General features: G+C 47.5%; 20 protein-coding genes. 17 read left to right on the top strand and 3 right to left on the bottom strand.

Going from position 1 to position 24439, the window contains the following annotated elements; all coding sequences use genetic code 11:
- Positions 1–149 precede the first annotated feature (149 nt).
- From C1I60_RS24300 to yajC, 8 genes are all read left to right on the top strand, one after another.
- Positions 150–854, top strand: a complete 705-nt coding sequence (locus C1I60_RS24300) for a BofC C-terminal domain-containing protein (RefSeq protein ID WP_137064055.1) — start codon at positions 150–152, stop codon at positions 852–854.
- Positions 855–1088: 234 nt separating this feature from the next.
- Positions 1089–1592, top strand: coding sequence for a crossover junction endodeoxyribonuclease RuvC (gene ruvC, locus C1I60_RS24295; protein WP_137064054.1), 504 nt, complete (start codon positions 1089–1091; stop codon positions 1590–1592).
- Positions 1589–2203, top strand: coding sequence for a Holliday junction branch migration protein RuvA (gene ruvA / locus C1I60_RS24290; protein ID WP_137064053.1), 615 nt, complete (start codon positions 1589–1591; stop codon positions 2201–2203). Before ruvC ends, ruvA begins: the two co-directional genes overlap by 4 nt.
- Positions 2204–2253: 50 nt before the next feature.
- Positions 2254–3261: a Holliday junction branch migration DNA helicase RuvB gene (ruvB, locus tag C1I60_RS24285; RefSeq protein ID WP_025681892.1), complete on the top strand. Its 1008-nt coding sequence runs from the start codon at positions 2254–2256 to the stop codon at positions 3259–3261.
- A 278-nt stretch (positions 3262–3539) separates the two neighbouring features.
- A complete protein-coding gene (locus C1I60_RS24280) occupies positions 3540–5633 on the top strand; it encodes a SpoIID/LytB domain-containing protein (RefSeq protein ID WP_137064052.1) in 2094 nt (697 codons plus the stop codon).
- Positions 5634–5640: 7 nt separating this feature from the next.
- On the top strand, positions 5641–6669 hold the full coding sequence (queA, locus tag C1I60_RS24275) for a tRNA preQ1(34) S-adenosylmethionine ribosyltransferase-isomerase QueA (protein ID WP_137064051.1): 1029 nt from the start codon (positions 5641–5643) through the stop codon (positions 6667–6669).
- Between the two features lie 20 nt (positions 6670–6689).
- Entirely contained in the window at positions 6690–7829 is a 1140-nt protein-coding gene (tgt, locus tag C1I60_RS24270; protein WP_137064050.1) for a tRNA guanosine(34) transglycosylase Tgt, read from the top strand.
- Positions 7830–7864: 35 nt separating this feature from the next.
- Complete coding sequence (gene yajC / locus C1I60_RS24265) at positions 7865–8200, top strand: preprotein translocase subunit YajC (RefSeq protein ID WP_137064049.1); 336 nt, start codon at positions 7865–7867, stop codon at positions 8198–8200.
- Positions 8201–8278: 78 nt separating this feature from the next.
- On the opposite strand, the gene C1I60_RS24260 is transcribed toward yajC, so the two are convergent.
- Entirely contained in the window at positions 8279–8668 is a 390-nt protein-coding gene (locus C1I60_RS24260) for a TIGR04086 family membrane protein (RefSeq protein WP_137064048.1), read from the bottom strand.
- Positions 8669–8872: 204 nt separating this feature from the next.
- Between C1I60_RS24260 and C1I60_RS24255 the strand changes: the two genes are divergently transcribed.
- Complete coding sequence (locus C1I60_RS24255) at positions 8873–9652, top strand: YetF domain-containing protein (protein ID WP_137064065.1); 780 nt, start codon at positions 8873–8875, stop codon at positions 9650–9652.
- 5 nt (positions 9653–9657) lie between these two features.
- On the opposite strand, the gene spoVB is transcribed toward C1I60_RS24255, so the two are convergent.
- Entirely contained in the window at positions 9658–11232 is a 1575-nt protein-coding gene (spoVB, locus tag C1I60_RS24250) for a stage V sporulation protein B (RefSeq protein ID WP_137064047.1), read from the bottom strand.
- A gap of 307 nt (positions 11233–11539) precedes the next feature.
- Between spoVB and C1I60_RS24245 the strand changes: the two genes are divergently transcribed.
- From C1I60_RS24245 to C1I60_RS24215, 7 genes are all read left to right on the top strand, one after another.
- Positions 11540–11797 (top strand): post-transcriptional regulator, encoded by a 258-nt coding sequence (locus C1I60_RS24245; RefSeq protein WP_013311570.1) that lies wholly within the window; start codon positions 11540–11542, stop codon positions 11795–11797.
- Positions 11798–11887: 90 nt separating this feature from the next.
- A complete protein-coding gene (secD, locus tag C1I60_RS24240) occupies positions 11888–13144 on the top strand; it encodes a protein translocase subunit SecD (protein ID WP_137064046.1) in 1257 nt (418 codons plus the stop codon).
- Complete coding sequence (gene secF, locus C1I60_RS24235; protein ID WP_137064045.1) at positions 13134–14051, top strand: protein translocase subunit SecF; 918 nt, start codon at positions 13134–13136, stop codon at positions 14049–14051. The genes secD and secF overlap by 11 nt, the downstream gene beginning before the upstream one ends.
- A gap of 132 nt (positions 14052–14183) precedes the next feature.
- Positions 14184–15140 (top strand): cation diffusion facilitator family transporter, encoded by a 957-nt coding sequence (locus C1I60_RS24230; RefSeq protein WP_137064044.1) that lies wholly within the window; start codon positions 14184–14186, stop codon positions 15138–15140.
- 34 nt (positions 15141–15174) lie between these two features.
- Complete coding sequence (gene recJ / locus C1I60_RS24225; RefSeq protein WP_137064043.1) at positions 15175–17571, top strand: single-stranded-DNA-specific exonuclease RecJ; 2397 nt, start codon at positions 15175–15177, stop codon at positions 17569–17571.
- A 69-nt stretch (positions 17572–17640) separates the two neighbouring features.
- Positions 17641–18153 carry an adenine phosphoribosyltransferase gene (locus tag C1I60_RS24220; RefSeq protein ID WP_137064042.1) on the top strand — a complete coding sequence of 171 codons (513 nt, stop codon included), beginning with the start codon at positions 17641–17643 and terminating at the stop codon, positions 18151–18153.
- A gap of 320 nt (positions 18154–18473) precedes the next feature.
- Complete coding sequence (locus C1I60_RS24215) at positions 18474–20432, top strand: methyl-accepting chemotaxis protein (protein WP_252361866.1); 1959 nt, start codon at positions 18474–18476, stop codon at positions 20430–20432.
- A gap of 140 nt (positions 20433–20572) precedes the next feature.
- Here C1I60_RS24215 and uraA read toward each other — a convergent pair whose 3' ends face one another.
- The gene (gene uraA / locus C1I60_RS24210) at positions 20573–21883 is read right to left on the bottom strand and encodes a uracil permease (protein WP_137064040.1); all 1311 of its coding nucleotides are present in this window, start codon (positions 21881–21883) and stop codon (positions 20573–20575) included.
- Positions 21884–22152: 269 nt separating this feature from the next.
- Here uraA and C1I60_RS24205 point away from each other — a divergent pair, with 269 nt between their 5' ends.
- Positions 22153–24330: a RelA/SpoT family protein gene (locus C1I60_RS24205; protein WP_134913061.1), complete on the top strand. Its 2178-nt coding sequence runs from the start codon at positions 22153–22155 to the stop codon at positions 24328–24330.
- The last annotated feature ends 109 nt before the right edge of the window (positions 24331–24439 follow it).

The raw sequence follows: 24439 nt of genomic DNA, 5'->3' as shown, positions 1-24439 counted from the left end.
TAGAGCACCTGGTTTGGGACCAGGGGGTCGCATGTTCAAATCGTGTCATCCCGATTTAAAAGGAAAGTCGCTTGAAGAAGCGGCTTTTTTGTATAAATCAGTAATCGTCAGGTCACACTAACACAAAAAGTGGGACGGAAGGGATTACTGTGAAGCGATTAAGCTGGAAAAAACAAATTAGACGACGCTGGAAGCAGTGGAGAAGAACGGTGTGGGCCTGTACTATTTTTGGATCGGCTTGTTTGCTGGCAGGTTTAGGTATCCTGTTTTCACGTCATATGCAGACTATGCTGTCACAGCCCCTTGCTACTACCGTTATGGCGGACGTTGATACGGAGGAGCCTTCACACACGAGTCCGGCTGAAGTGCATTCCTCGCAGGTGCAGGTATTGCAAAGTATTCGTGCTTCTGGCATCAGCAGAAAGACTCATTTGTTAACTACCTATGTGTGTGGTACAGAGACACTTTCTTTGGGAACGTTAAGTTCGCAGCAGTTAGAGAGCTTGCTGAAGCAGCATCCCGATTGGAAGGGACGGTTAAATACCAGAGGCGAGGTGTGGCTGGAGCGTAAGGTGGAGGATTTGTCGGAGTTATGCAAACAGCACGCCTACATGGGTATGAGTATGGATGGACAACTTACTTTGTTTGAAGGGCCGCCTAAAAAAGAAAAAGTAATTCGGACTTTCTTTCAGCTGGATGTGGGATCAATGGAGACGGCTCTGCCCGAGGGAGTGTATGAGCAGCTCCAGCAGGGAATCCGTGTGCAGGATATGAACGAATACAACAGTGTGATCTCTACTTTTAGTGATTTTGCAGTGGAGCGAACACAGCGGGTATTGAAGCAGCAATATTGATTACATGCAAGAAAGAGGCGTGTAGGCTTTGCCCGGGAGGGGGAGGCGTATAACGTCTCTTTTTTGTGCTGAACTTAGGATTAAACTTTTTACTCTATTAGATGCAAAGTTTTGTTATAATGAAAGAACGACACATATGTTCGCTTTGTTTAGTATTTGGCAATGATTATGGTTTTGATATTGATCGTTAATGGCTAGTTAACGCCGTATTTTGGCGATAGGGGAGAGATTTTTTTGCGTTTTCTAGGAATTGATCCGGGCATTGCAATTGTGGGCTTTGGATTTGTGGACAAGATTGGCAGTAAGGTGATTCCTGTTCAATATGGCTGCATCCAGACGGAGGCTCATACACCGGAAGAAGAGCGGTTGCTTCATGTGTATGAAGGCATGCTGCAATTGATTGATAAATATAAGCCTGATGCGGTAGCGCTGGAAAAGCTTTTTTTTAATCGTAACGTAACAACCGCAATGTCTGTGAGTCAGGCGCGGGGTGTGCTGGTGCTGGCTGCGAAACAACGTGGTCTGCCTATAGGGGAATATACGCCTATGCAGGTGAAACAGGCTATTGTAGGGTATGGAAAGGCTGAGAAGAAGCAAGTACAGGAAATGGTTAGAATGTTTCTTAAGCTTCAAGTTGTGCCTAAACCCGATGATGTGGCGGATGCTTTGGCAGTGGCTATTTGTCATGCGCATTCATATGGACTAAATTCAAAGTTAAATGAGGTATTGCGAAAATGATAGATTTCTTGCGTGGTTTTGTGGCTCACTTGGAAAATGAATATGTCGTATTGGATGTACAAGGGGTCGGGTACCGGGTATTTTGTCCGAACCCGTATGCCTTTGCTAAAACAGAAGGGCCGATTGTCATCTATATTCATCATCATGTAAGGGACGATGCTACTTTACTGTTCGGGTTTGCGACTCGTGAGGAACAGCAGTTGTTCCGTAAGCTGATTGATGTATCCGGAATTGGGCCGCGTGTGGCGCTTGGTATTTTGGGAGGCGGTACGCCCACTCATGTGGTAACGGCAATCTATCAAGAGAACATCGCGTTTCTCACTAAGCTGCCGGGTATCGGTAAAAAGACGGCGCAACGCATGATTCTGGATTTGAAGGACAAGCTGGACGGCATCGGCTCAGTTGGGATCGCGACCGGATTGTTTGCGGAGCCTGTCGTGGAGGAAGGCGAGGGTTCCTATTGGAGCGAGGCACGAGAAGCACTTAAGGCGCTGGGCTACACAGATGCGGAGCTGGATAAGGTATGGAGCAGAATGAAGAAAGACGCGAAACCTGATGAATCTGCCGATATTTTGATGAAACGGGCTTTGCAACTGTTGTTTGCCGGATAGGACGATGATGTCCGTTAAAAGAAGTCTGGTGAAAAGAGGAGCGATGGAATATGGATGACCGGATTATTTCCGCCAATTTGATGATGGAGGACCAGACGGCGGAGCTAAGCCTTCGCCCCCGTTATCTGAACGAATATATCGGGCAAAATCAGGTGAAAGAAAATTTGAAAATATATATTGAAGCGGCCAAGATGCGTAAAGAGGCGCTGGATCATGTGCTGCTGTACGGTCCGCCTGGATTGGGCAAAACGACGCTCGCCAATATTATCGCCAACGAGCTGGGCGTTAATTTACGCACGACCTCAGGCCCGGCAATTGAAAGACCCGGAGATTTGGCAGCGTTGCTGACCAATCTTCAAGAGGGCGATGTTTTGTTCATTGACGAGATACATCGCCTGCACCGTACGGTGGAAGAAGTCATGTATCCGGCAATGGAGGATTTTGCGCTGGACATTATGATTGGTAAAGGCCCGAGTGCGCGTTCAGTCCGTCTGGATTTGCCGCCCTTTACGCTTATCGGGGCTACTACGCGCGCGGGGCTGCTTTCTGCGCCGTTGCGTGACCGATTTGGTGTCATTAGTCGGTTGGAGTTCTATACGACAGACGAGCTGGCCTACATCGTATCAAGGAACGCGGATATTATGGAGATTGAAATTGTCGGGGATGCAGCCGAAGAAATCGCACTGCGTTCACGGGGGACGCCACGGATTGCGAATCGGCTGTTAAAAAGGGTGCGTGATTTTGCCCAAGTTGCCGGAGACGGTATTATTCATTCAGAGTTGGCCGCAGAGGCGTTAAAGAGACTGCAAATTGATCCGCGTGGACTGGATGAAATTGATCATAAAATGCTTAAGGCGATGATTCATTCATTCCGTGGCGGGCCTGTGGGATTGGATACAATTGCAGCGACCATTGGTGAAGAAAGTCAGACGATCGAGGACGTGTATGAGCCATATTTGTTGCAAATCGGCCTTCTGCAAAGAACGCCGCGGGGCCGGATGGTCACTCCAGCGGCTTATGCTCACCTCGGAATTCCCATGCCAACGGATTCAAGGTGAGCAGGGAGTGTGTATTTTTATCACTTGTGAACAGGCAGTAGCGGCTATTACGGAGAAAAATGTAGCTGTGATTAGTTCTTAACGTGATTACACGGCTTTGACAAATATGACATTGCAGGACGGATGGTATGAAGAAAGAGAGTGCGTGAATTAAAGATTTGAGCGGGTTCAAGTTTAGGCGTATTTCGCCGATGTATTAAAAGGGACAGGTATGAGTCAAGTTCCCGCCAAATCATGCAGTATGCGTGCTATGACAGCCAGAAATGGGGGAGCCAGAAATGAGTGAAAAGGCGTTGAATCAAAACACTATTATCGGCACATGGGCGGGTCGGGCCAAACGGGCGACAGCGGCTATAGTATTAGCTGTAGTTTGCCTGCCTTGGTCTCCGACTATTCATGCCGCTGCTACCCAAGAGGATATTCGTGTAGTGATCTTTGCGGATCTGGGCAGCAAATATAAAGCGACTGTACCCGCAGTAACCTTGAAATCATCAGGGGGGCTGAGTGTCGGACAAAACAGTGGGGGCAGCTTTCAGGCCTGGACGGGACTTCCAGACAGCACAGCACGTTTTAGTGTAGACAGCTATCGGGTGAAGGTACTTGAAGGAAATGAAGCAGCTGCGATAAAAGCGGCTCAAGTGTTGCAGAAGACCAATGATAAACCGACGGTTTTTATTGGCTCGAAAAACGGCGGCTCTGTCTATCAGGTGTATGCGGGTATATATGCGAGTGAACAGGCTGCACAGGCTGCTGTACAGCGCATTTCTACTGCAACCGGGGTACAGGCCGAAGTTACAGGGAACAAGCATTGGTCTACAGGGAACTATGGCAGTGAGCAAGAGGCCAATCTCGTCCGAACGACGATTGCCGCCGCAGGTTTTGATGCTTTTACCGTTATTCAATCGAGAGGTCAATATGCTGTGTGGGTCGGTGAAGAGAGTAATGACAGCAAGTTCTTAGCTTTGAAAACAGAACTGGAAAGCAAGCAACCGCGACTTACGCTCTCTAAGGTCAGCGCTACTCAAACTGGACTGATTGTGAGACAGGAAGCAGGAGTAACGACAGGCTCTCAGGTGATGACTCATTACGTGCTGAGTGGTTCTGATAATAGCAAGGTTACTGTCAACGGAGGCAACGATGGAATCCAAGTGGTTGAGAGATCACAGCGTACATATCGTGGCGACATGGAGATTGGCATGACGTCAGGACAGCTAGCACTTGTAAACGAAGTGCCGTTGGAGCAGTATTTGTATTCCGTGGTAGGAGCTGAAGTCTATTCCTCATGGCCGGATGAAGCACTAAAGGCTCAATCGGTAGCGGCTCGCAGCTATGCGCTTGCCCAAGGAAATCGGTTTCAGATCGGGAACGTGGTGGATGGAACGCTAAGCCAGGCATATAATGGCAAGGCCTCCGAGCATGCGAATGTTAGCGAGGCTGTTGATGCAACCGCTGGTGAAGTGATTAAAAGTGGCGGCAAGGTGGTTGAAGCTGTATTTTCATCCAATGCGGGTGGCGTTACAGCGGATGCTTCCGAGGTGTGGAACAGTGGCGGCGAATCGTTTGCCAGCGTAGATAGCTCTGGAGATATTTCGGCGCAAAAAGGAGCACAGGAGTGGTATCACGTGCTTCTCTCCAGCGGAAAGACAGGCTATATCCGAGAAGATAATGTTAAGGAGTTGGAGGGAGTCACAGAGGCGGGGCTGGACAAAGTTACCGTGACTGCTGAAAATACCAATGTGCGTCCCATTCCTCAAATTCAATCAAACGTGGCAGCTGTAGCCAAGGCACAGCCCGGTGAAGAGATGATTGTATTGGAAAAGGTACCTCAATCCGGGGACTACGCATGGGTACGGGGGCCCTTTACGGCCGCTCAGCTTGTAAAATCCTTGCAAGGGAAAGTAACGGGCACAGCACCGTCCTCTATCGACCATCTCGACGTCACCAAACGTGGTCCGTCCGGGCGAGTGCTGGAGGTTGAAGGGAACGGGTCGCCTTTAAAGGTGAAATATCCTGATATGTATCGTTCAGCGATGGGCGGATTGCCGAGCACGCTGTTTGATATTGCGAGTACCGGCAGTTATACTGTATTAGGCGCTGATGGGGCTACTACTCATGTAAATGGTGCACAGGGAACTACAATCCTGTCAGCATCAGGGAGCAGCACTTCCAGTGGTAACGGGGTGATCGTCATGAATGAAGATCGTCATGCGCGCGTCATCGACAAAACGCAAAGCTTTATTTTTACAGGCAAAGGGAATGGTCATGGTTTGGGCTTGTCACAATGGGGAGCCAACGGTTTGGCTGATCAGGGGTATGATTACAAGAAAATTTTGCAACACTATTACAAAAATGTGGATATAGTTAAGGACTGACCAATATATGAACGTAAACGATTACGATTTTGAATTACCTGAAACATTAATTGCACAGACGCCTTTGCTTGATCGAAGTTCTTCCAGATTGCTGACGTTGAGCAAGGGGAGCGGTGAAGTGGGTCATCATACATTTTCAGATATTGTGCAGTATCTTCAACCGGGCGATACGCTGGTGCTGAATGATACGCGAGTGATTCCTGCACGCTTGTTCGGTATCAAGGAAGACACGGGAGCTAAGGCCGAGGTGTTATTGCTCAAGCAACTGGAGGGTGACCGATGGGAAGCATTGGTAAAACCCGGCAAGAAGTTGAAAAAGGGCGCGGTTATCGTTTTCGGTGATGAGCTGAAGGCGGTCATTGAGGAAGAAGGCGATATGGGCGGAAGAGTACTCTCTTTCTCATATGAAGGTATTTTTCAAGAGATATTGGATCGTCTTGGGCTGATGCCGCTTCCACCTTATATCAAGGAGCAACTGGATGACCGTGAGCGTTATCAGACGGTTTATGCCCGGCATGAAGGCTCAGCCGCGGCTCCAACCGCAGGGCTGCATTTTACAGAGGAATTGCTGGACCGAATTAGAGAAAAGGGTGTTTCCATTGCCTTTGTCACCCTTCACGTCGGTTTAGGAACGTTCAGACCCATGTCTGTGGATACGATTGAAGAGCATGTGATGCATGAAGAATATTACTCATTGTCACAGGAAACGGCAGATGTGCTGAATGAAACCAAAGCGCGTGGCGGAAGAGTCGTAGCGGTGGGGACAACCAGTTGCCGGACGCTGGAGACGGTGGGTAATACATTCGGTGACGGACTATTACAGGCCAGCAGCGGATGGACGCAGATTTTTATTTATCCAGGTTATGAATTCCGTGTGGTAGATGCGATGATTACGAATTTTCATTTGCCTAAATCCACATTGGTTATGCTGGTCAGCGCATTGGCGGGCAAGGAGAATATTATGCATGCTTACCAGGAGGCGATTGACCGTGAATATCGGTTTTTCAGCTTTGGGGACGCAATGTTCATTTATTAATTAAGGATGGTAGAGAAAATATGGCACCAGCAATAAGGTACGAGCATATTAAAACCTGCAAGCAATCGGGAGCCCGTCTCGGGCGTGTACATACACCTCACGGGGTTATTGAGACACCGACCTTTATGCCTGTAGGGACACAAGCTACGGTTAAAACGATGAGTCCTGAGGAACTGAAGGAGATGGATGCTCAAATTATTTTGAGTAATACGTACCATCTGTTTCTTCGTCCTGGTCACGATATTATTCGCGAAGCGGGCGGGCTGCACAAATTTATGAACTGGGATCGTCCTATTTTAACGGACAGCGGCGGTTTTCAAGTGTTTTCATTGAGTGAAATGCGTAAAATTACGGAGGAGGGCGTTCATTTCCGTTCTCATTTGAATGGAGATAAAAAGTTTCTTTCGCCAGAAGTGGCCATGGAAATCCAAAACTCGCTCGGCTCCGATATTATGATGGCCTTTGATGAATGTCCTCCTTTTCCAGCTGAATATGAGTATGTGAAAAAATCGTTGGAACGCACCAGCCGTTGGGCTGAGCGCTGTCTGGAGGCGCATGCGCGTCCTCATGATCAAGGGTTGTTTGCCATTATTCAAGGAGGGATGCATGAAGATCTGCGCAAGCAGAGTGCGGCGGATTTGACTTCCATGGATTTCCCGGGGTATGCTATTGGTGGACTGAGCGTAGGCGAACCGAAGCATTTGATGTATGAAGTGCTGGATTATACGCTTCCTCTGCTTCCCACTAACAAGCCACGCTATTTGATGGGCGTAGGATCTCCGGATGCCTTGATTGAAGGCGCTATCCGTGGTGTGGATATGTTTGATTGCGTACTTCCAACACGAATTGCTCGCAACGGGACAACGATGACCAGCCAAGGTCGTCTTGTCGTTCGCAATGCCCAATATGCAAGAGATTTCGGTCCGCTTGATCCGGCTTGTGATTGCTATACCTGTCGTAATTATTCACGTGCTTACTTACGACACTTGATTAAAGCCGATGAAACCTTCGGGCTCCGACTGACAACGTATCATAATTTGCATTTCTTAATTCAATTGATGCGCAATGTCAGACAAGCGATTATGGATGACAGACTGCTTGATTTCCGCGATGAATTTTTTGAGCAGTACGGTCTTCATGATAATGATAAAGGTTTTTAAGTTTTAGGGGAGAGTATACGAAAGGGGGATTTAATATGTTCCAATTTGCTACAGCTGCAGCTGCACCCGGTGGAGCTGGGGGGCTTTTTCAAATGATTTGGCCACTGGCTCTGATGTTTGTAATCTTCTATTTCTTGCTGATTCGTCCGAATCAGAAAAAACAGAAGCAGCGTCAAACGATGCTTCAAGCCTTGAAAAAGGGTGATAAAGTGATTACAATCGGAGGTCTTCACGGTACAATTATGGAGATTACGGATGATGTGGTCGTTTTGCGTGTGAATGATGTTACGAAGTTAACCTTTGATCGCAGCGCGATCAGCAATGCGATTGCTAAAGATGCAGCTTCCGAGGAAGTTGTTTCCAAATCATAGAATATTAGCATATCATGCAAAAACCGAGCCTTTGAGAAGGGCTCGGTTTTTTGTGTTGTTTCGCCACATACACTTTGATTATCTGTTCAGGTTAATCCCAAACATCCCGCCCCCGGCTCCAATGATAAAGGCAATTCCCAAATGCAAAAGATCCTTGGCGTTCATGCCTGCATCCAGTGCCAGAAAACCGACCAGCAGCACGATTAGCCCATACAAAATGCCTGTAATGCCGCCTTGATACCAGCCTTTGTTCGTGGATCTTTTACCAGCGACGAAGCCGCCAGATACCATGGCGAATGCATGAACGATGTACGTATACAACGATAAATCCTGTTCCTGCATCTGTGTCAGCCACAAGAGTAGCGAAAGGATAAATGCGCCAAACAGCATCCATGCAAAAGCATAAAACAAACCGGATAGAATGGGATGGGCCAGACGAAACGAACACCAGCGGCGAATAAGCTCCATTGATAATTCCTCCTGTACCAAGGTTTGAACTATTATAATTCTATGGCCAAGCCTCCCGGCTTAGTACCAAGTCGTAAGCAGTCTTTGTCTTTATTTGAATAATTTAACCTTTTGTATTTTGTATGGTTGGTATGAGAAACGGTCAGAATACGTGTACAATGAACGGCGAATGTCTTGTTGCAAGCAGGAGAGGAGGCGGACATGTTGGGTCACGATATTTTTGCACATATATTTCGAACATTGCTCATGTATTTTATTGTATTTCTGGTTATGCGCTTAATGGGTAAACGGGAGATCGGAAAATTATCTGTTTTTGACCTCGTGATATCCATTATGATTGCGGAAATCGCTGTATTCAGTTTGGAAGATATAAAACGTCCGTTGTATGAAGGATTGATTCCTTTGGGCGTGCTTCTGATTTTGCAGATCGGCATTTCGTATTTCAGTCTTAAAAGTCGGCGTCTGCGGCTGCTGTTCGATGGTAAGCCCAGTGTATTGTTCTCCAATGGACAAATAAACAGGGAAGAAATGCTGAAGCAACGCTACAATTTAGATGATCTGCTGTTACAACTTCGGGAACAAAATATCGAAGGCTTGAACGATGTAGAATATGTTATTTTGGAAACGACAGGCAAGCTCACGGTCATAAGTAAAGATGATGACGTTGGAGATAGTGAATCTGAAAAGCAGAAACCAAATTTAGAACAAACGAATTTGATAAACAACGATCAACAGGAGAATAAAGTCCATCCTTCGCCTCAAATCGGCGGGAAGTTTAGATATGAAGGCCTTCCCATTCCGTTGATTATGGATGGCAAAGTGCTGGATCGGAATTTGGAGCGTATGGATATGAACCGTTTTTGGCTTAAAAATCAGATTCAAGCTCAAGGACATAAAGATTTTAAGGATGTTTTCTTGTGCTCGGTTAACCATAAAGGCGATGTATATATTACGCCGCCTGCCTTTGGGGAATCCTCGGATTAAGCCTGCTATGCCTTAAACCATCTTCTCAGGATGGGGATACGGTTGAGATTGTCCCAGTCAATCATTTTGGTCAGAGTCATCAGAAAAAGGTACAGAATAATGCCCAAGCCTGCGGCGAAAAGAAATTGCAGCCACATTTGACTGAAAACCGTTAGATGTCTGTAAGCATATAAGACGGCAGCCGCCATGATAATCATGCCGACTCCGGTTTTCCAGAAATCAAGCAGCCGCACACGAAACCGAAGCAGTCTGCTTACACTGAAGCCATGCAGAAGGGTGACTATGGCGCTGTTGATACAAATGGCAATGACTGCTCCATAGATACCGTATTGAGGCTGGGAAGCAAGCCAGACAATAAGCGCGATTTTGATAACGGCTCCGACAAAGGTATTGAATAAGGCGCTTCCGGGACGATCCAGAGCCTGAAGTGTTGCCTGAAGCGGGGCCTGAATGTACATAAAAAGAGCAAAAGGAGCCATGAGCTTAAGCATGCCCGCAATGTCGCCATTGTTGTAGAGCAGCAGGCACAGAGGCTCTGCCAATACGTACATAATGACAGCAAATGGGGCTCCTGCAACTAAAGCAAGCCGAAGGGATTGATGCAATCGCTTATGAATGGCTGTCATTTGTCCCTTGGCAGCAGCTTCGGATAAAGAAGGTACAAGGGAAACAGCCAGTGAACTGGTGAGAACACCGGGCAGTAATAACACTGGAATGACCATACCCTGCATGGCCCCGTATTGGGCGGTTGCCACTCCGGTGGCAATACCTGCTACGGCCAGGCTACGCATACATAGAATAGATTCGAGCAAATAGGACAACGATCCCACAAGTCTTCCGGCTGTTACGGGAACCGATATAGACAGAAGTCGTGACAAAACAGACGGTTGTTCGGAATGAGCACCTGAAGATGGAGGAACTTCCGGTTGTAGGGGTATATGACCTTTTTGCTGGTTCCATTTGTATTGCCATAGAAGAACAATCATGCCAATGAGTTCACCCGCCAGCGCGCCGAGCATCGCCCCTGCAGCAGCATAGGCCACGCCATGTGGAAGGAGCAGGTAAGCAAACCAGATGACGCAAAAAATGCGTATGACAGTCTCGACAATGGAGGAGCTTGCGGACGGAATCATATTTTGTTTTCCCTGAAAATAGCCTCTGTAGGCAGAGGAAACAGCAACAATGACAATCATCGGACTCATACTGACAAATGTATAATAAACACGGCTGTCTGTCAGCAGGTGGCTTGTAATCCAGGGGGCAAAGAGAAGACAGAGCACCATGGCCAGCAGGCTAAGTGTAACAGTGAAGCGCAGGCTGGTGTGCAAAATACGCCGTGACATTTCGGGTTGACCCGCAGTTTCAGACTCGGCTACTAGCTTGGCTACGGCAAGCGGTATGCCCCCGGTAATAAGGGTTACCAGCACGATAAAAAAGGGATAACCCTGTTGGTACAAGCCGACTCCTTCGGGACCGATAATACGCGGGAGCGCGATTCGCGGAATAAAACCCAGCAGCCGATTGATAATTCCAGCTGCTAATAAAATAACTGCTCCATGGATGAATGTCTGCTTTTTCAATCGCAACTCCCTCTTCCCCAAAAATGAATTCCGCGTTTATGTGTTACTGTAAAAGATATGCTGGACCTGTCCATGTTCATGACAAGCTTTTCCGACTGAAAGCAGAGGGATCAGGACAACAAGAGAAGGAGTGGTGAATTCTGCTATTGACGATCGAAATGAATGCATATATTGTTGGTTTACGGCTATTTTCGACGAAAAAGAAGGGTTTTCCAGGATCAGGGCAGAAATGTTCTATAAAGCAGTCAATAACCCCGCTAATTGCTGATCTGCGGAACCGGAGTCGCTGGGAGGAGGAACGGCCATCGTGGGTATGGAAGAGCTGGATGAGCAGGATTGGGATGACGCAATTGAGATGCTGTGTCAAAGCAAGGCGGACGAGTTGATTCTCGTAGGCTATGAGCATGTCACAAGCAAGGACGTCTGGAATTGTGTCAGCCATAAATATGAAAAGGAGGGTATTCCTCCGCTGCACAAGCTCGTTAACGATATACTTTCCCTTAAAGCGACGAGCTTTATGAACTATTTGACAATGTCCGCATTACGGGGCTCCACTTTCGAATAGAAGGGGGTCTTTTTTTGCGTTCAAATTGACTGCTTTTTGAGGGGTAGCTATAATAGGAATATTGAGAATGAAAGGGGAACATGGGACGGAATGAAGAGAATTCTAAGTTTCATCGTGGTCGTGCTCATAACCACTGGTGTTATGGTCGGGACAAGCCCGGGCCTGCTGAACAGTTTAAAACTAGGCCTCGATTTAAAGGGAGGCTTTGAAATTTTATATGAAGCCCAGCCTTTGGAAGCCGGGCAGAGTGTAACCAGACAGTCTCTCATACAAACAGCTCAAAGTCTGGAGAGACGGATTAATGCGCTCGGTACGACTGAGCCGGAAGTAACAACGGAGGGCACCAACCGTATTCGTGTGCGGCTTGCTGGTGTATCTAATGAGGCAGAAGTCCGCTCCATGCTGAAAAAGCCTGCCGAGCTGACGTTCCGCAGTGCAACGGCAGCGGATGCTAAAAAGCCGGGCCAATACAGCAAAGTTGAGCTTCGCGGTAATGATTTTGTGGAGAACGGCGCTGTTGTCGGCTTTGACCAACTGAACCAACCTGAAATTAGTATCAAAGTGAAAGACAAAGCCAAGTTTGCTGAAATTACAAAACGACTTCTGAACAAAGAGTTGGCTATTTTCCTGGATCAGGAATTACTTTCTGCACCTACGGTACGTGGAGAACTGACGGATGGCAGTGCGTCGATCACAGGAAACTACACTCGTGATGAAGCGAACAAGCTGGCCGATACGATTAACCTAGGTGCGCTTCCGCTCAAACTGACGGAAAAATATTCTCAGAGTGTAGGCGCTACACTGGGTCAATTGTCACTCAATCAAACGATCCATGCCGGTTTGATCGGTTCGATCATTATTCTGGTATTTATGATTTTTATGTTCCGTGTACCGGGACTGGTTGCCAGCTTCTGTCTCATCGTTCATACCTGGCTGGTGCTTGCCATCTTCTACTTAGGCGGGTTTGTACTCACGCTTCCGGGTATCGCAGCGTTCGTGCTGGGGATCGGGATGGCGGTCGATGCCAATATCATTACGTATGAGCGGATTAAAGAAGAAATCAAGACAGGGAAAACGATTCGTTCTTCTGTTATCGCAGGTAGTAAGGCCTCGTTCCGTACCGTAATGGATGCCAATATTACGACAATTATAGCGGCTGCTGTTATGTTCGGTCTGGGAACAGGCTCGGTTAGAGGTTTCGCTCTGGTGCTCATCGTTGATATTGTCACCAGTATTTTGACGAATATCTTCTTCTCCCGTTTCTTGCTCAATCTGCTGGTTAAAGCGGATGCTGTGAAGAAGCCCAAGTATTTTGGTGTGAAGGAGAGTGATATCAGTGCGCTTTAAATGGGACTTTAAATATATCAAGATGAGCAAGTGGTTTTACACGTTCTCGATTATTATCACGCTGCTTGGTATTTTGAGCTTGTCGATTTTCGGTTTGAATTATGGTGTTGATTTCCGTTCCGGTTCCAATGTGGATGTCAATTTGACCAAAGCAGTTACACAGGAACAGATTCAAACTTTGCTGGACAAGAAGGGTATCGGCAAAGAGGTGGATTATACGCCGGGTAAAGAGCGCTTTGGTATTCGCTTTTCGCAGGTATTGACGGATCAGCAAGTGAATGATTTTAAAACATCTTTCAATAAAGAGCTTGATCCGAAGGCTTCCTTTGAGGTTAATACGGTAGATACGGAAATGGCGCAAGAGCTGGAGCGAAATGCAATATGGGCGATTTTGTTAGCCTGTGTAGCCATTGCTGCTTATATCTCGATCCGGTTTGAATGGCGGTTTGCCATCGCAGCCATTGTTTCGCTGTTGCATGATGCCTTTCTCGTTATCAGTATTTTCTCCATCTTCCGACTTGAGGTGGATTTGACCTTTATTACGGCAATTCTGACGATTGTCGGCTTCTCCATCAATGACACCGTCGTTATTTTTGACCGTATTCGGGAAAATTTACGATTTGCAAAGAAGAAGTCCAGGGACGACTTGGAACAGGTGGTCGATCACAGTATTGCACAGACGATGACTCGTTCACTTGCAACGGTGTTTACTGTGTTTATTGCCTCCTTGTGCTTGTTCATTTTTGGCGGCGAGTCGATTCGGATGTTCTCGCTTGCAATGGTTATTGGTTTGTTGTTCGGTGCTTATTCTTCTATCTTCATTGCCAGCCCGTTGTGGGTAGCTTTGAAAGGAAAACAAAAGTCTCCGGCAGCAGGCGGTGGTGCCGCCAAGACTGCAAAGTCTTAAATTATGTTTAACATCAGCAGTATGAATGAAAGAGAAAGCCGCGTCTGCATGGGCGCGGTTTTCTAAGGTTTGGAGAATTTGAAATGGAGCATTACCGGGAAATTGTCAGTTCAGGATTGAGGGGGAGACGTTGTGAATAGCGAACGCAGCCGATCATTGGAAACTGCGGCGTGGAGCGGGATTGTGGGTAATCTTGCACTGGCTGTTCTAAAGGGAACCGTCGGTTATGCGGCAAACAGTAAGGCGTTGATGGGTGATGCGCTGCATACGGCTACGGATAGTGCTTCCCGTTTGCAAGAGCTTTTGTTTTCCAAAGGTGCAGCAGAGCATGGTATACTGGCACGGTTGCGAAACGGTGAAAAAGTCCGGACTGTCATATCGGTAGTGCTGGCTATATTGGTGCTAATGAGTGGTCTTCAGTTGGGCATATCGGCTGTTCGTACTTTAAGCAGTCCAGATCCGCAGGCTCCAGGTCTGTATGCACTAATTACCGCTTTCACTGCTTTGGTACTGAGAGAGTCGCTGTTTCAGTTTCAATACCGTTACTCCATTAAACACGGTCATAAGGCTGAAGCAGATTTGTACGCTAATCATGAACGGTATTCGCTTTATGCATCGCTGATTGCTTTGATCGGCATGATTGGGGCAATGACAGGCGAAGCGATGGAGTGGCCTGCATTATTATATCTTGACCCGACTGCTGCGTTGCTGGTAGCCTGTCTGGTGTTGCGTAAAGGATATCTGATGGTACTGAATACCGCCTATCCGGCTCCTGCACAACCTCTGCGTGAGGAAGACTCACAACGCTTTATGGAGACGATACAGCGGGTGCATGGTATCGTAACAGTTGAGCATCTGCATGCACAGGAAGCAGGTCATTTTATAACTGTGGATGTAACCATTAGCGTGAACCCACGGATTACTGTGCAAGAAGCGCAGGAAATTGCTGATCGGGCAAAAAATCTGCTACTGGCACGTTTTCCACAGGTGACCCATGTACAGATGCAGTTCGTTTCTTATCAAGCCGGGTATCCTTACAAGTCTAATCATGAACTACCGGATAATGATGTGTCGTCCTTGCTGCAATAATAGCAGGGCGACTATGAAAGAAAGGTGAATAGGATTGCTTCATTCGCAGTACCGATGGAAGACCCCGGAGGTTAGCCTGGAAGCGGCTCAGCCGTTGACGGAAGAGCTGGGGATTTCACCATTGTTGTCCCAGCTTTTAGTGAATCGGGGTGTCACTACGGCCGGGGAAGCAAACCGTTTTTTGTACGGGAGTGCAGACGACATACACAACCCTTTTCTGCTCCTGGGCATGAAAGAGGCAGTGCCGAGGATCCGTCAGGCGCTAGAACGTGGCGAACACATATTAATTTATGGTGATTATGATGCGGACGGGGTATCCAGTACGTCGTTGATGATTCAGCTTATGCGCTTCCTGAAAGCTTCGTATGATATTTATATTCCGCACCGCTCCAATGAGGGATATGGACTGCACAATCATGCCCTTGATTGGGCTAACCAGCAGGGGGTTACGCTCGTCATTACAGTGGATACGGGAATTAGTGCATTAGAGCAAATCGATTATGCGGCAACCTTGGGTATAGATGTTATTGTTACAGACCATCACGAGCCTCCTGCTGTGCTTCCTGAAGCATATGCTCTGATCAATCCTAAGCTACCCGGCTGTCCCTATCCATTCAAGGGTCTTGCTGGTGTAGGTGTCGCTCTAAAGCTGGCACAGGCGCTGCTGGGTGAAGTACCCGAGGAATGGTTTGAAATTGCTGCTATCGGTACGGTAGCTGATCTGATGCCGTTACATGGTGAGAACCGGTCGATGGTACGTAGAGGGATTCAGTCTATGAGAAGCTCTGCGTTTCCGGGCATTCGGGCGTTGCTTGGGGTAGCGGGTGTGGATATGTCTACAGTGACCTCTGTCAACATTGCATTTGCTTTGGCTCCCCGGATTAATGCCAGCGGACGTCTGGATCATGCAGGACGGGCGGTCTCCCTTTTGACGACAGAGCAGGAGGAAGAAGCTGATCAGCTCGCGCATGCGCTGGATCTACTTAATCGGGAGCGTCAGCAAGTAGTTGAACGTATTGTGGAGCAAGCCGAGCAGCAACTGGCAGCCAAGCTGAATGGAGGCATTCTGCCGTCTGTCATCGTATTGGCTGGTGAAGGCTGGAACGTGGGTGTCGTGGGGATTGTGGCATCCAAGTTGCTGGATCGCTATTATCGTCCAACCATTATTCTGGGCATAGATGCAGAGACAGGAATGTGCAAAGGGTCTGCCCGTTCTATTCCGGCCCTGGATATTTATAGTGCTCTGACAGACAGTCATGACCTGATGGAGCACTTTGGTGGTCATCCTTCGGCTGCGGGTATGACGCTGTCTCGCGACAATCTGGCATCATTTGAGGAACGGTTAAATCACTATGCCGCTTCCATTTTGACGCCAGACAATCTCGTTCCTGTAGCCGAGGCAGATATGGTCTGTCGTCTGGACGAGGTATCTATACAGGTGGTTGAAGAACTGGAGTTACTCCAGCCCTTTGGTATGGGGAACCCTTCTCCACGTTTCGTGTTACAGGGGCTTCAATTGCGTGAGGCCCGTAAAATGGGGCGTGAGAAAAATCATGTAAAGCTGTTGCTGGAGCAGAACGGATTATCGCTGGATGCGATTGCCTTCCGGCGTGGTGAATTGGCTGATTTTTTGCAGCAGCAAACAGAGCTTGATCTGATGGGCGAGCTATCTATTAACGAATGGAACGGCAAACGCTCCCTCCAACTGATGATGCAGGATATCCGTGTACAGGCTCCGCAAATTTTTGATTATCGGGGTGTATCGGACCCTTTTGCTGAGCTGGAGCGGGGGCTTAAGATTTTTCATCCTCGTATAGAAGAACGGAAAAATGACGTTGCTGTTGTGATGCATCCATCGTCCAGGCTTCGTCCGTCTCGTCCAGTGAACGCCGAATCCATATGGGTATATGATAAGGAGGGCGGCGTTACTCCCGGTGATGATCGAAGGGATACGCAACACTCTGTAAAGTCACTGTTCGTGTTGGAGCCACCGGATACGCCAGAGCAGTTGCAGGCATTGTGGTCTACGTTTGAAGATGTGGAGAATGTGTTTCTTCTTCATTCGATCAGTGAACGAGGCGGTCGACTCGTCAGCCCGGACAGGGAGCTGTTCAAGCGTATTTACGTTGTGCTTTCCCAAGTAGGGACGCAGCCTGTGGATGAAAAAGCAATGCTGCCTGCTCTTAGCCGTCAATGCTCCTGTTCAGTACGAATGCTATCTAAAGTGCTGGATATTTTCGAGGAGCTTGAGTTTATAACCCGTACAAAAGGGCGATTCTGTTTTGTTTCCAATCCACCCAAGCGAGATTTAACGGCTTCTCCACGTTATCAGGAATTGCATGATATGGCTGAAATGGAGCGTTATTTGCTGGATGCGGATACAACCCAGATGACAAGCTGGATTATGTCGCTTATGAAGGGCGCGTCTTGAGGCGTACCCTCAAAGTCAATGTTGTAGGCTGGACATACTAATTAGAAGTTTACAGTAGGAGGAACTAAGTTGGACTACAAAGAATATATTCGGGTGATTCCCGATTTTCCACAACCAGGGATTAGTTTTAAGGATATTACGACCCTGATGAAAAATGGAGAACTGTACCGCAAGGCAATCAATGATATGAAGGAACTGGTATCGGATTTGAAAATTGATCTGATTGCAGGTCCCGAAGCACGGGGATTCGTTGTAGGTGCGCCTTTGGCTTATGCGCTTGGTGTTGGTTTTATTCCCATCCGTAAAAGTGGCAAGCTACCTGGTGAGACTATCGAGGAAGCATACGGTTTGGAATACGGCAAGGACATGCTGGCTATGCATAAGGATGCAATTGAGCCTGGACAAAATGTTTTGATTGCGGATGATCTGCTTGCTACAGGCGGAACCATCGCTACATCAGTGAATTTGGTACGTCAGCTTGGTGGAAATGTGGTAGGGACTGCTTTTCTTATTGAGCTGTCTGATCTGAATGGACGAGCGAAATTGCCTGACGTAGATGTATTTACGCTGATTACGTACTAAGGCTCTAAAGCCTGGGGGTTTCCCGGGAAATATTTGAGCATGAATAACCTAAATAGCTCGATGGAACATCTCTTTTCTAAAAGAGTTGCTCCATCGGGCTATTTTTGTTTAGGTATGTGTTTTTGGTTAGAAATGTAATTAACATAAACTTTCAATTCATTTACGAAAATCGTTATAAAAAAATTGAACGAATTGTCGATAAACAATAAAAAGGGGCAGGGGTGGTCATATTGCGTACATTTCAATTTAAAAGCTTACAAGCACGAACATTCTCTACCTTGGTTCCCCTTGTGCTTCTGACTTTGATTTTAATCAGTTTTTTGTCTTACTTTTTCGCCAAGCAAAAGTTGGACGCGGAAATTAGCCAGAATGCTACCCACTCTCTGTCGGGAGTTAAAGCAGATATTGCAGCTAATGTGGATCGGCATGCTTTACTTGTCTCCATGCTGGCCAAGAGTGCAGAACAGCTGGGGACAGGAACGAAAATTGAAGATTATGGACATTTGTATGAACAAGAGTTGGAATTGAATGATATGACCTATGGTCTGGGTGTTTTTTTCGCCAAGGATGCGTATGAGCCTGATACGACATATCGATCCAATTATGTGTATAGAAATGGTAAACAGATGAAGCAAACGACTGAATATGATGATCCCCAATATAACTATTTAGCAAAGTTGTGGTATACAGGGGCTGTTGAGCGAGGTAAAGATATAAACTTTACGGAGCCATTTTACGATTCCAAACTGAAAGTAAATATGATTACTGCCGGAAAAGCATTTTATGACCGAACAGGTAAGCTGATGGGTGTCATTACGGGTGACTTAAGTATGGCGAGTATTCAAGCCTATATTGAACGGATGAAATTCGGTGCTCAAGGAAGAGCGGTTTTGATGGACAAGAATGGAGCGATCCTGTCATCGGGGCTACAATCGATCAAAGAAGGTGAGCCGCTAACAAAGGTGTTGACTGCGGAGGCGGCACAAGCTATCCAAAACGGTGCTTCCGGACAGATATCCGCGTCCATCGGGAATGAGGATTATCGGATATTGTACGATACAATACCGCAAACTGGTTGGAAAATTGGGGTGCTGCTGCCGGATTCGGAGTTGAATCGTCCTGCGAACGAAATGCTTAAGCTGCTCCTTATTGTTAGTGCTATCGGAATCCTGCTGATCATGGGGGCCTTGCTGGTTAGCAATTTGGGGATGGTCAGAGAGATTAAAAAAATAATGCAGATGACGAATCGCATGGCCGTTGGAGATTATACAGTTGAAGTATCTCATCATCGTAAAGATGAGTTTGGTCAAATGGCAGAGGGAATCAATGAGGTGATTGCTGCTACAAGGGGGATGGTAAGTCGCTTGAGCGAAGAATCCGGCGTGATTACGATGGTATCCTCAACTATTTCCCGGGATATTTCTGGCGCAGCTGAGGATGCGAAGCACAATGCTGACGAGCTGGCTCAGGTAAAAGAAGGCGCAGAACTACAGTTGGCTGCTGCGGCAGAGAGTGCGACTGCGATGGAGGAAATGGCTGTTGGCGTTCAACGTATTGCCGAATCCATACAGCAGGTATCTGAAGCTACCACAGGCATTGAACATAAGGCTCATCAAGGAAATGAACGTTTGACCGAGGTCACCCGAGGAATGCACAAAGCGAAGGTATCTATGGATGAAGCAGGCAAGGTAGTAGGTTCGTTGAATGAACGGTCGGCCCAGATCGGCAGCATTATCGGAATCATTCAGGAAATTAGCGGGCAGACCAAGCTGCTGTCGCTGAATGCCTCTATTGAGGCAGCACGTGCGGGTGAGCATGGCCGAGGGTTCGCTGTTGTGGCTTCAGAAATTGGCAAGCTTGCTGTAAATGTCAGTCAGTCTGCGGAGCAAATTACGAGTCGAATTCGATCCATGCAGGAAGAAACGAAATTAGCAATGGAAGGGATGCAGCAGGGCACTCTGGAGATGGATGAAGGGGTGGCAATTTTGCAGGAGGTCGAGCATCGCTTTGCTGCGATGAATCAGGATATCCAGCAGGTGGCGATTGAAGTGCAGGAGGTTTCATCGGCTTCGGAGCAAATGTCAGCAGGCTCAGAGGAGGTTGCGGCATCTATTAGTTACCTTGCCGATATTGCAAAAGCTTCTGCTGAACGTGCTGGGCAAGCCTCCGAACGATCTGAACGGCAACTGAAAGCGTTGGAAAGTCTGGATAGCTCAGCGAAGTCGCTTACAGGTGTTTCTGACACGCTCAATCAGGTGGTATCCCATTTTCGTGTGTGATGTTGTTTGAAAATACAGGCGCTGCAATAAAAAAATCGCCGTTCTCCATGGGCTGTGGCTCAACACGCTTTGCCGTTTTGGCAGGTGGTGTTCATTCGCAGCCCATGGAGTCGGCGATTTTTAATGTGATGGGACAGTCATCAATCCGGTGTTTTTTCTGTCAAGGGTTCCTGAGTTTTATCATTGGACCAGCCGAGTACGTCAATCAGCTTGAAGAACAAGCTAAGGAGAATCCCGATGATTGTAGCCAACGCCATACCTTTGAGGGTAACAGCGCCCCAAGTGAGTGTAGCACCACTGATTCCGACGACCAGTACGATCGTAGCAAGCAGCATGTTAGTCGGCTTGGCGAAATCAACTTTTTGCTCCACAAAGATTCTCAGACCGGAAGCAGCGATGACACCGAACAACAGCAAGGATACGCCGCCCATGACCGGAGCCGGGATATTGGAAACAATCGCCGAGAAGGTGCCTGAGAAGGACAATAGGATGGCAATGACAGCGGCCCCTCCAATGACCCATACAGAGTACACTTTCGTTAAAGCCATGACACCGATATTTTCACCATAGGTAGTATTGGGCGTTGAGCCAACAAAACCAGAAAAGATTGTGGAGATACCGTTACCCAGCAGCGAACGATGCAGGCCGGGATCTTTGGACAGCTCGCGTCCGACAATATTGCTAGTCACAAGCAAATGCCCGATATGCTCCACGATAACGACCAGAGCGACTGGAAGAATCGTCAGCATAGCCGAGGTGTTAAATACTGGAGTGGTAATTGCAGGGTGTCCGAAAAAAGGAGCATCCGCAATTGCTTGCGTATTTACCATACCCATAAAATAAGCGAGGACATACCCCACCACGATACCAATCAGAATATGAATGATTTTGGCAAACCCGCGAAACAGCACGGCTCCCAGAACAGTGACACCTAGTGTAACAAGGGAAAGGGTAATGGTTTTGGGATCCGGGGTCCAGGCTTTGGTGGGATCGGCATTGATAATGCCTGCCATACCTGCTGCAACCGGAACCAGCTCCAGACCAATCAGGGCTACGATGGAGCCCATGACAGCCGGTGGGAATACAACGTCCAGCCACCGGGTTCCGGCATATTTGATCACCAGCGCAACAAGGCAGAAAATAATACCTGTAACAATGAAAGCGCCGAGGGCCATGGCATAACCATTGCCACCAGGGTTATTTTTAAGCACGAGACTAACTGGAGCGATAAAAGCGAAGCTGGAGCCGAGATAGGCGGGAATTTTGCCACGGCAGATCCAGATGTACAGCAAGGTGCCAATTCCGTTCATTAGCAAAATCATGCCGGGATCGACACCGAAGATATTCGGTACCAGCACGGTACTGCCAAACATGGCAAACAAATGCTGTACGCTGAGCAGGAACCCGGGTCCTGCCGGAAGCTTTTCATTAACTTGAATTTCGCGTTGCAACGCAGTTCACTCCTTAGTTCTTTCAATTATTCTTATATACATTAATTACTTTTCGTATTTTTTTCAATATAATTCGTTTCATTTCGCCAACAATCCTGATTTCATTGACCTATATGTGTCGGAATGACACGACAATACCAAACCTGTAACAGTTGACGTGTGACGTGGTAACCGTCATAATTGTAGGAAATCACTTTTAAAAGGGAACCTTTGCGCGACATTGATCGGCGGGTTCCATTTTGCATAGAAAGGACACGGAATAGAGCAGAATGGGGATAGAGCAATTACTTAAAAAGGCCGGGGCCTATACCAGAGAAGCAGATCTTATCCGCATCAGGGAAGCCTACGATTTTGCCGAGCAGGCCCATTCAGGCCAGACTCGCAAGTCCGGTGAACCTTATATTCTGCATCCGCTTGCGGTTGCTGATATCGTCGTTAATATGCAGATGGATACCATCTCCATTATCGCCGCTCTTTTACATGACGTTGTGGAGGATACGACGGTGTCTTTGGCGCAGATTCGCGAGCATTTTGGCGATACATGTGCGATGCTTGTCGATGGTCTGACGAAGCTGGAGCGTATCCAGTTCCGTTCCAAGGAAGAACAACAGAACGAAAATTATCGAAAAATGTTTATTGCCATGGCACAGGACATTCGCGTCATTGTCATCAAGTTGGCAGATCGTCTGCATAACATGCGCACCTTGAAATACCAGTCTGAGGAAAGCCAGCGCCGGATCGCTTATGAAACGTTGGAAATTTTCTGTCCGGTTGCGAACCGACTGGGTATTTCAGCGATTAAATGGGAAATGGAAGATATTGCTTTGCGCTATCTGAATCCTCAGCAATATTATCGCATCGCCAATTTGATGCATAAGAAGCGGGCAGAGCGAGAGCAGTTTATTGATAACGTTATAGAACGCATCGCTGAGAAGCTGGAAGAGATGGGCATTCAGGCCGATCTATCCGGGCGTCCCAAGCATATTTACAGTGTGTTTAAAAAAATGACGACGAAAAACAAGCAATTCAATGAAATATATGATTTGCTGGCGATTCGGATCATTGTGGATAACATTAAGGACTGCTATGCCACACTGGGCATTATCCATACATTGTGGAAGCCGATGCCGGGGCGGTTTAAAGATTATATTGCCATGCCTAAGGCCAACATGTATCAGTCCCTTCATACGACAGTAGTAGGTCCGAATGGCGAACCAACCGAGGTACAGATTCGCACGGTGGATATGCACCGTACTGCTGAGTTCGGTATCGCGGCTCACTGGGCCTACAAAGAAGGAAATGGATCGAATAACACCAATTTTGAGGATAAAATCACCTTTTTTCGCGAAATTCTGGAGTTGCAAAATGAGGCGAAGGACGCGTCGGAATTTGTGGAATCGCTCAAAATGGACTTTTTCTCCGACCTTGTTTTTGTATTTACGCCAAAAGGAGAGGTTATTGAGCTGCCAGCCGGATCGGTTCCGCTGGACTTTGCTTTCCGGATCCATACCGAAGTCGGGAACCGCACAATTGGCTCCAAGGTAAACGGAAGAATTGTGCCGCTGGACTATCGGCTTAAAACCGGCGATATCGTCGAAATTATGACGTCCAAGCATTCCTATGGACCTAGTCAGGACTGGCTCAAAATTGCTCAGTCCTCTCACGCGCGCAGTAAAATCAAGCAGTGGTTCAAGAAGGAAAAGCGTGAGGAGAATGTCGAAAAAGGCCGTGAGAATCTGGAACGCGAGCTGAGAAAACGCGATATAGAGCCTTCGGTGTGGATGAGCGACGACAAGCTTCAGGAAGTTGCGCAAAAGTTTTCTTTTAACGATATCGAGGATATGCTGTCTGCCATCGGTTTTGGCGGGATTACAGCAGCGCAGGTCTGTACACGTCTAACCGAGAAGCTGCGCCGGGAGCAAGAAGAGGCACGACTGATTGAGTTGACGTCTGAGGTCAAGGAATATAAGCCGCAGGGCGAACGGAAAAAAACACCGACCAATGGTGTCAGTGTCAGAGGCGTCGACAATTTGCTCGTACGTTTTGCACGATGTTGTAATCCCGTGCCTGGAGACGACATCATCGGTTATGTAACACGTGGACGCGGGGTATCTGTTCACCGCACGGATTGTCCTAATATTCCTTCGGGTACAGGCGAAGATCAGGCGCGTGTGATCGAGGTTGAGTGGGAAGAAGCCGCAGAAGTGAATTACAGCGTCGATATTGAGATTACGGGACATGATCGTAACGGCTTGTTGAACGAGGTGCTTCAGGCTATTTCAGAAAATAAAACCAGCTTCTCAGCCGTTACAGGCCGTACAGACAAAAATAAAATGGCGATGATTCACATTACGATTCTCATCCGCAATACGGATCATTTGCACTCTGTTGTTGAACGAATCAAACGGGTGAAAGATGTGTACACTGTTCACCGGATTATGCAATAGACCATGTGGGTATGAAAATAGGTTTACAGCCTTTGTAACGCATTTTGGTATAGAGACCACGTTATGTTGCTAAAAGAGACGTGGCGTGCCTGTAGGAGGCTTTTAAAGG

Source organism: Paenibacillus terrae (assembly GCF_005217525.1).
GTDB lineage: Bacteria > Bacillota > Bacilli > Paenibacillales > Paenibacillaceae > Paenibacillus > Paenibacillus terrae_C.
Note: the sequence above shows the minus strand (reverse complement) of the source record. Positions and strands in the feature narration are given on the sequence as shown.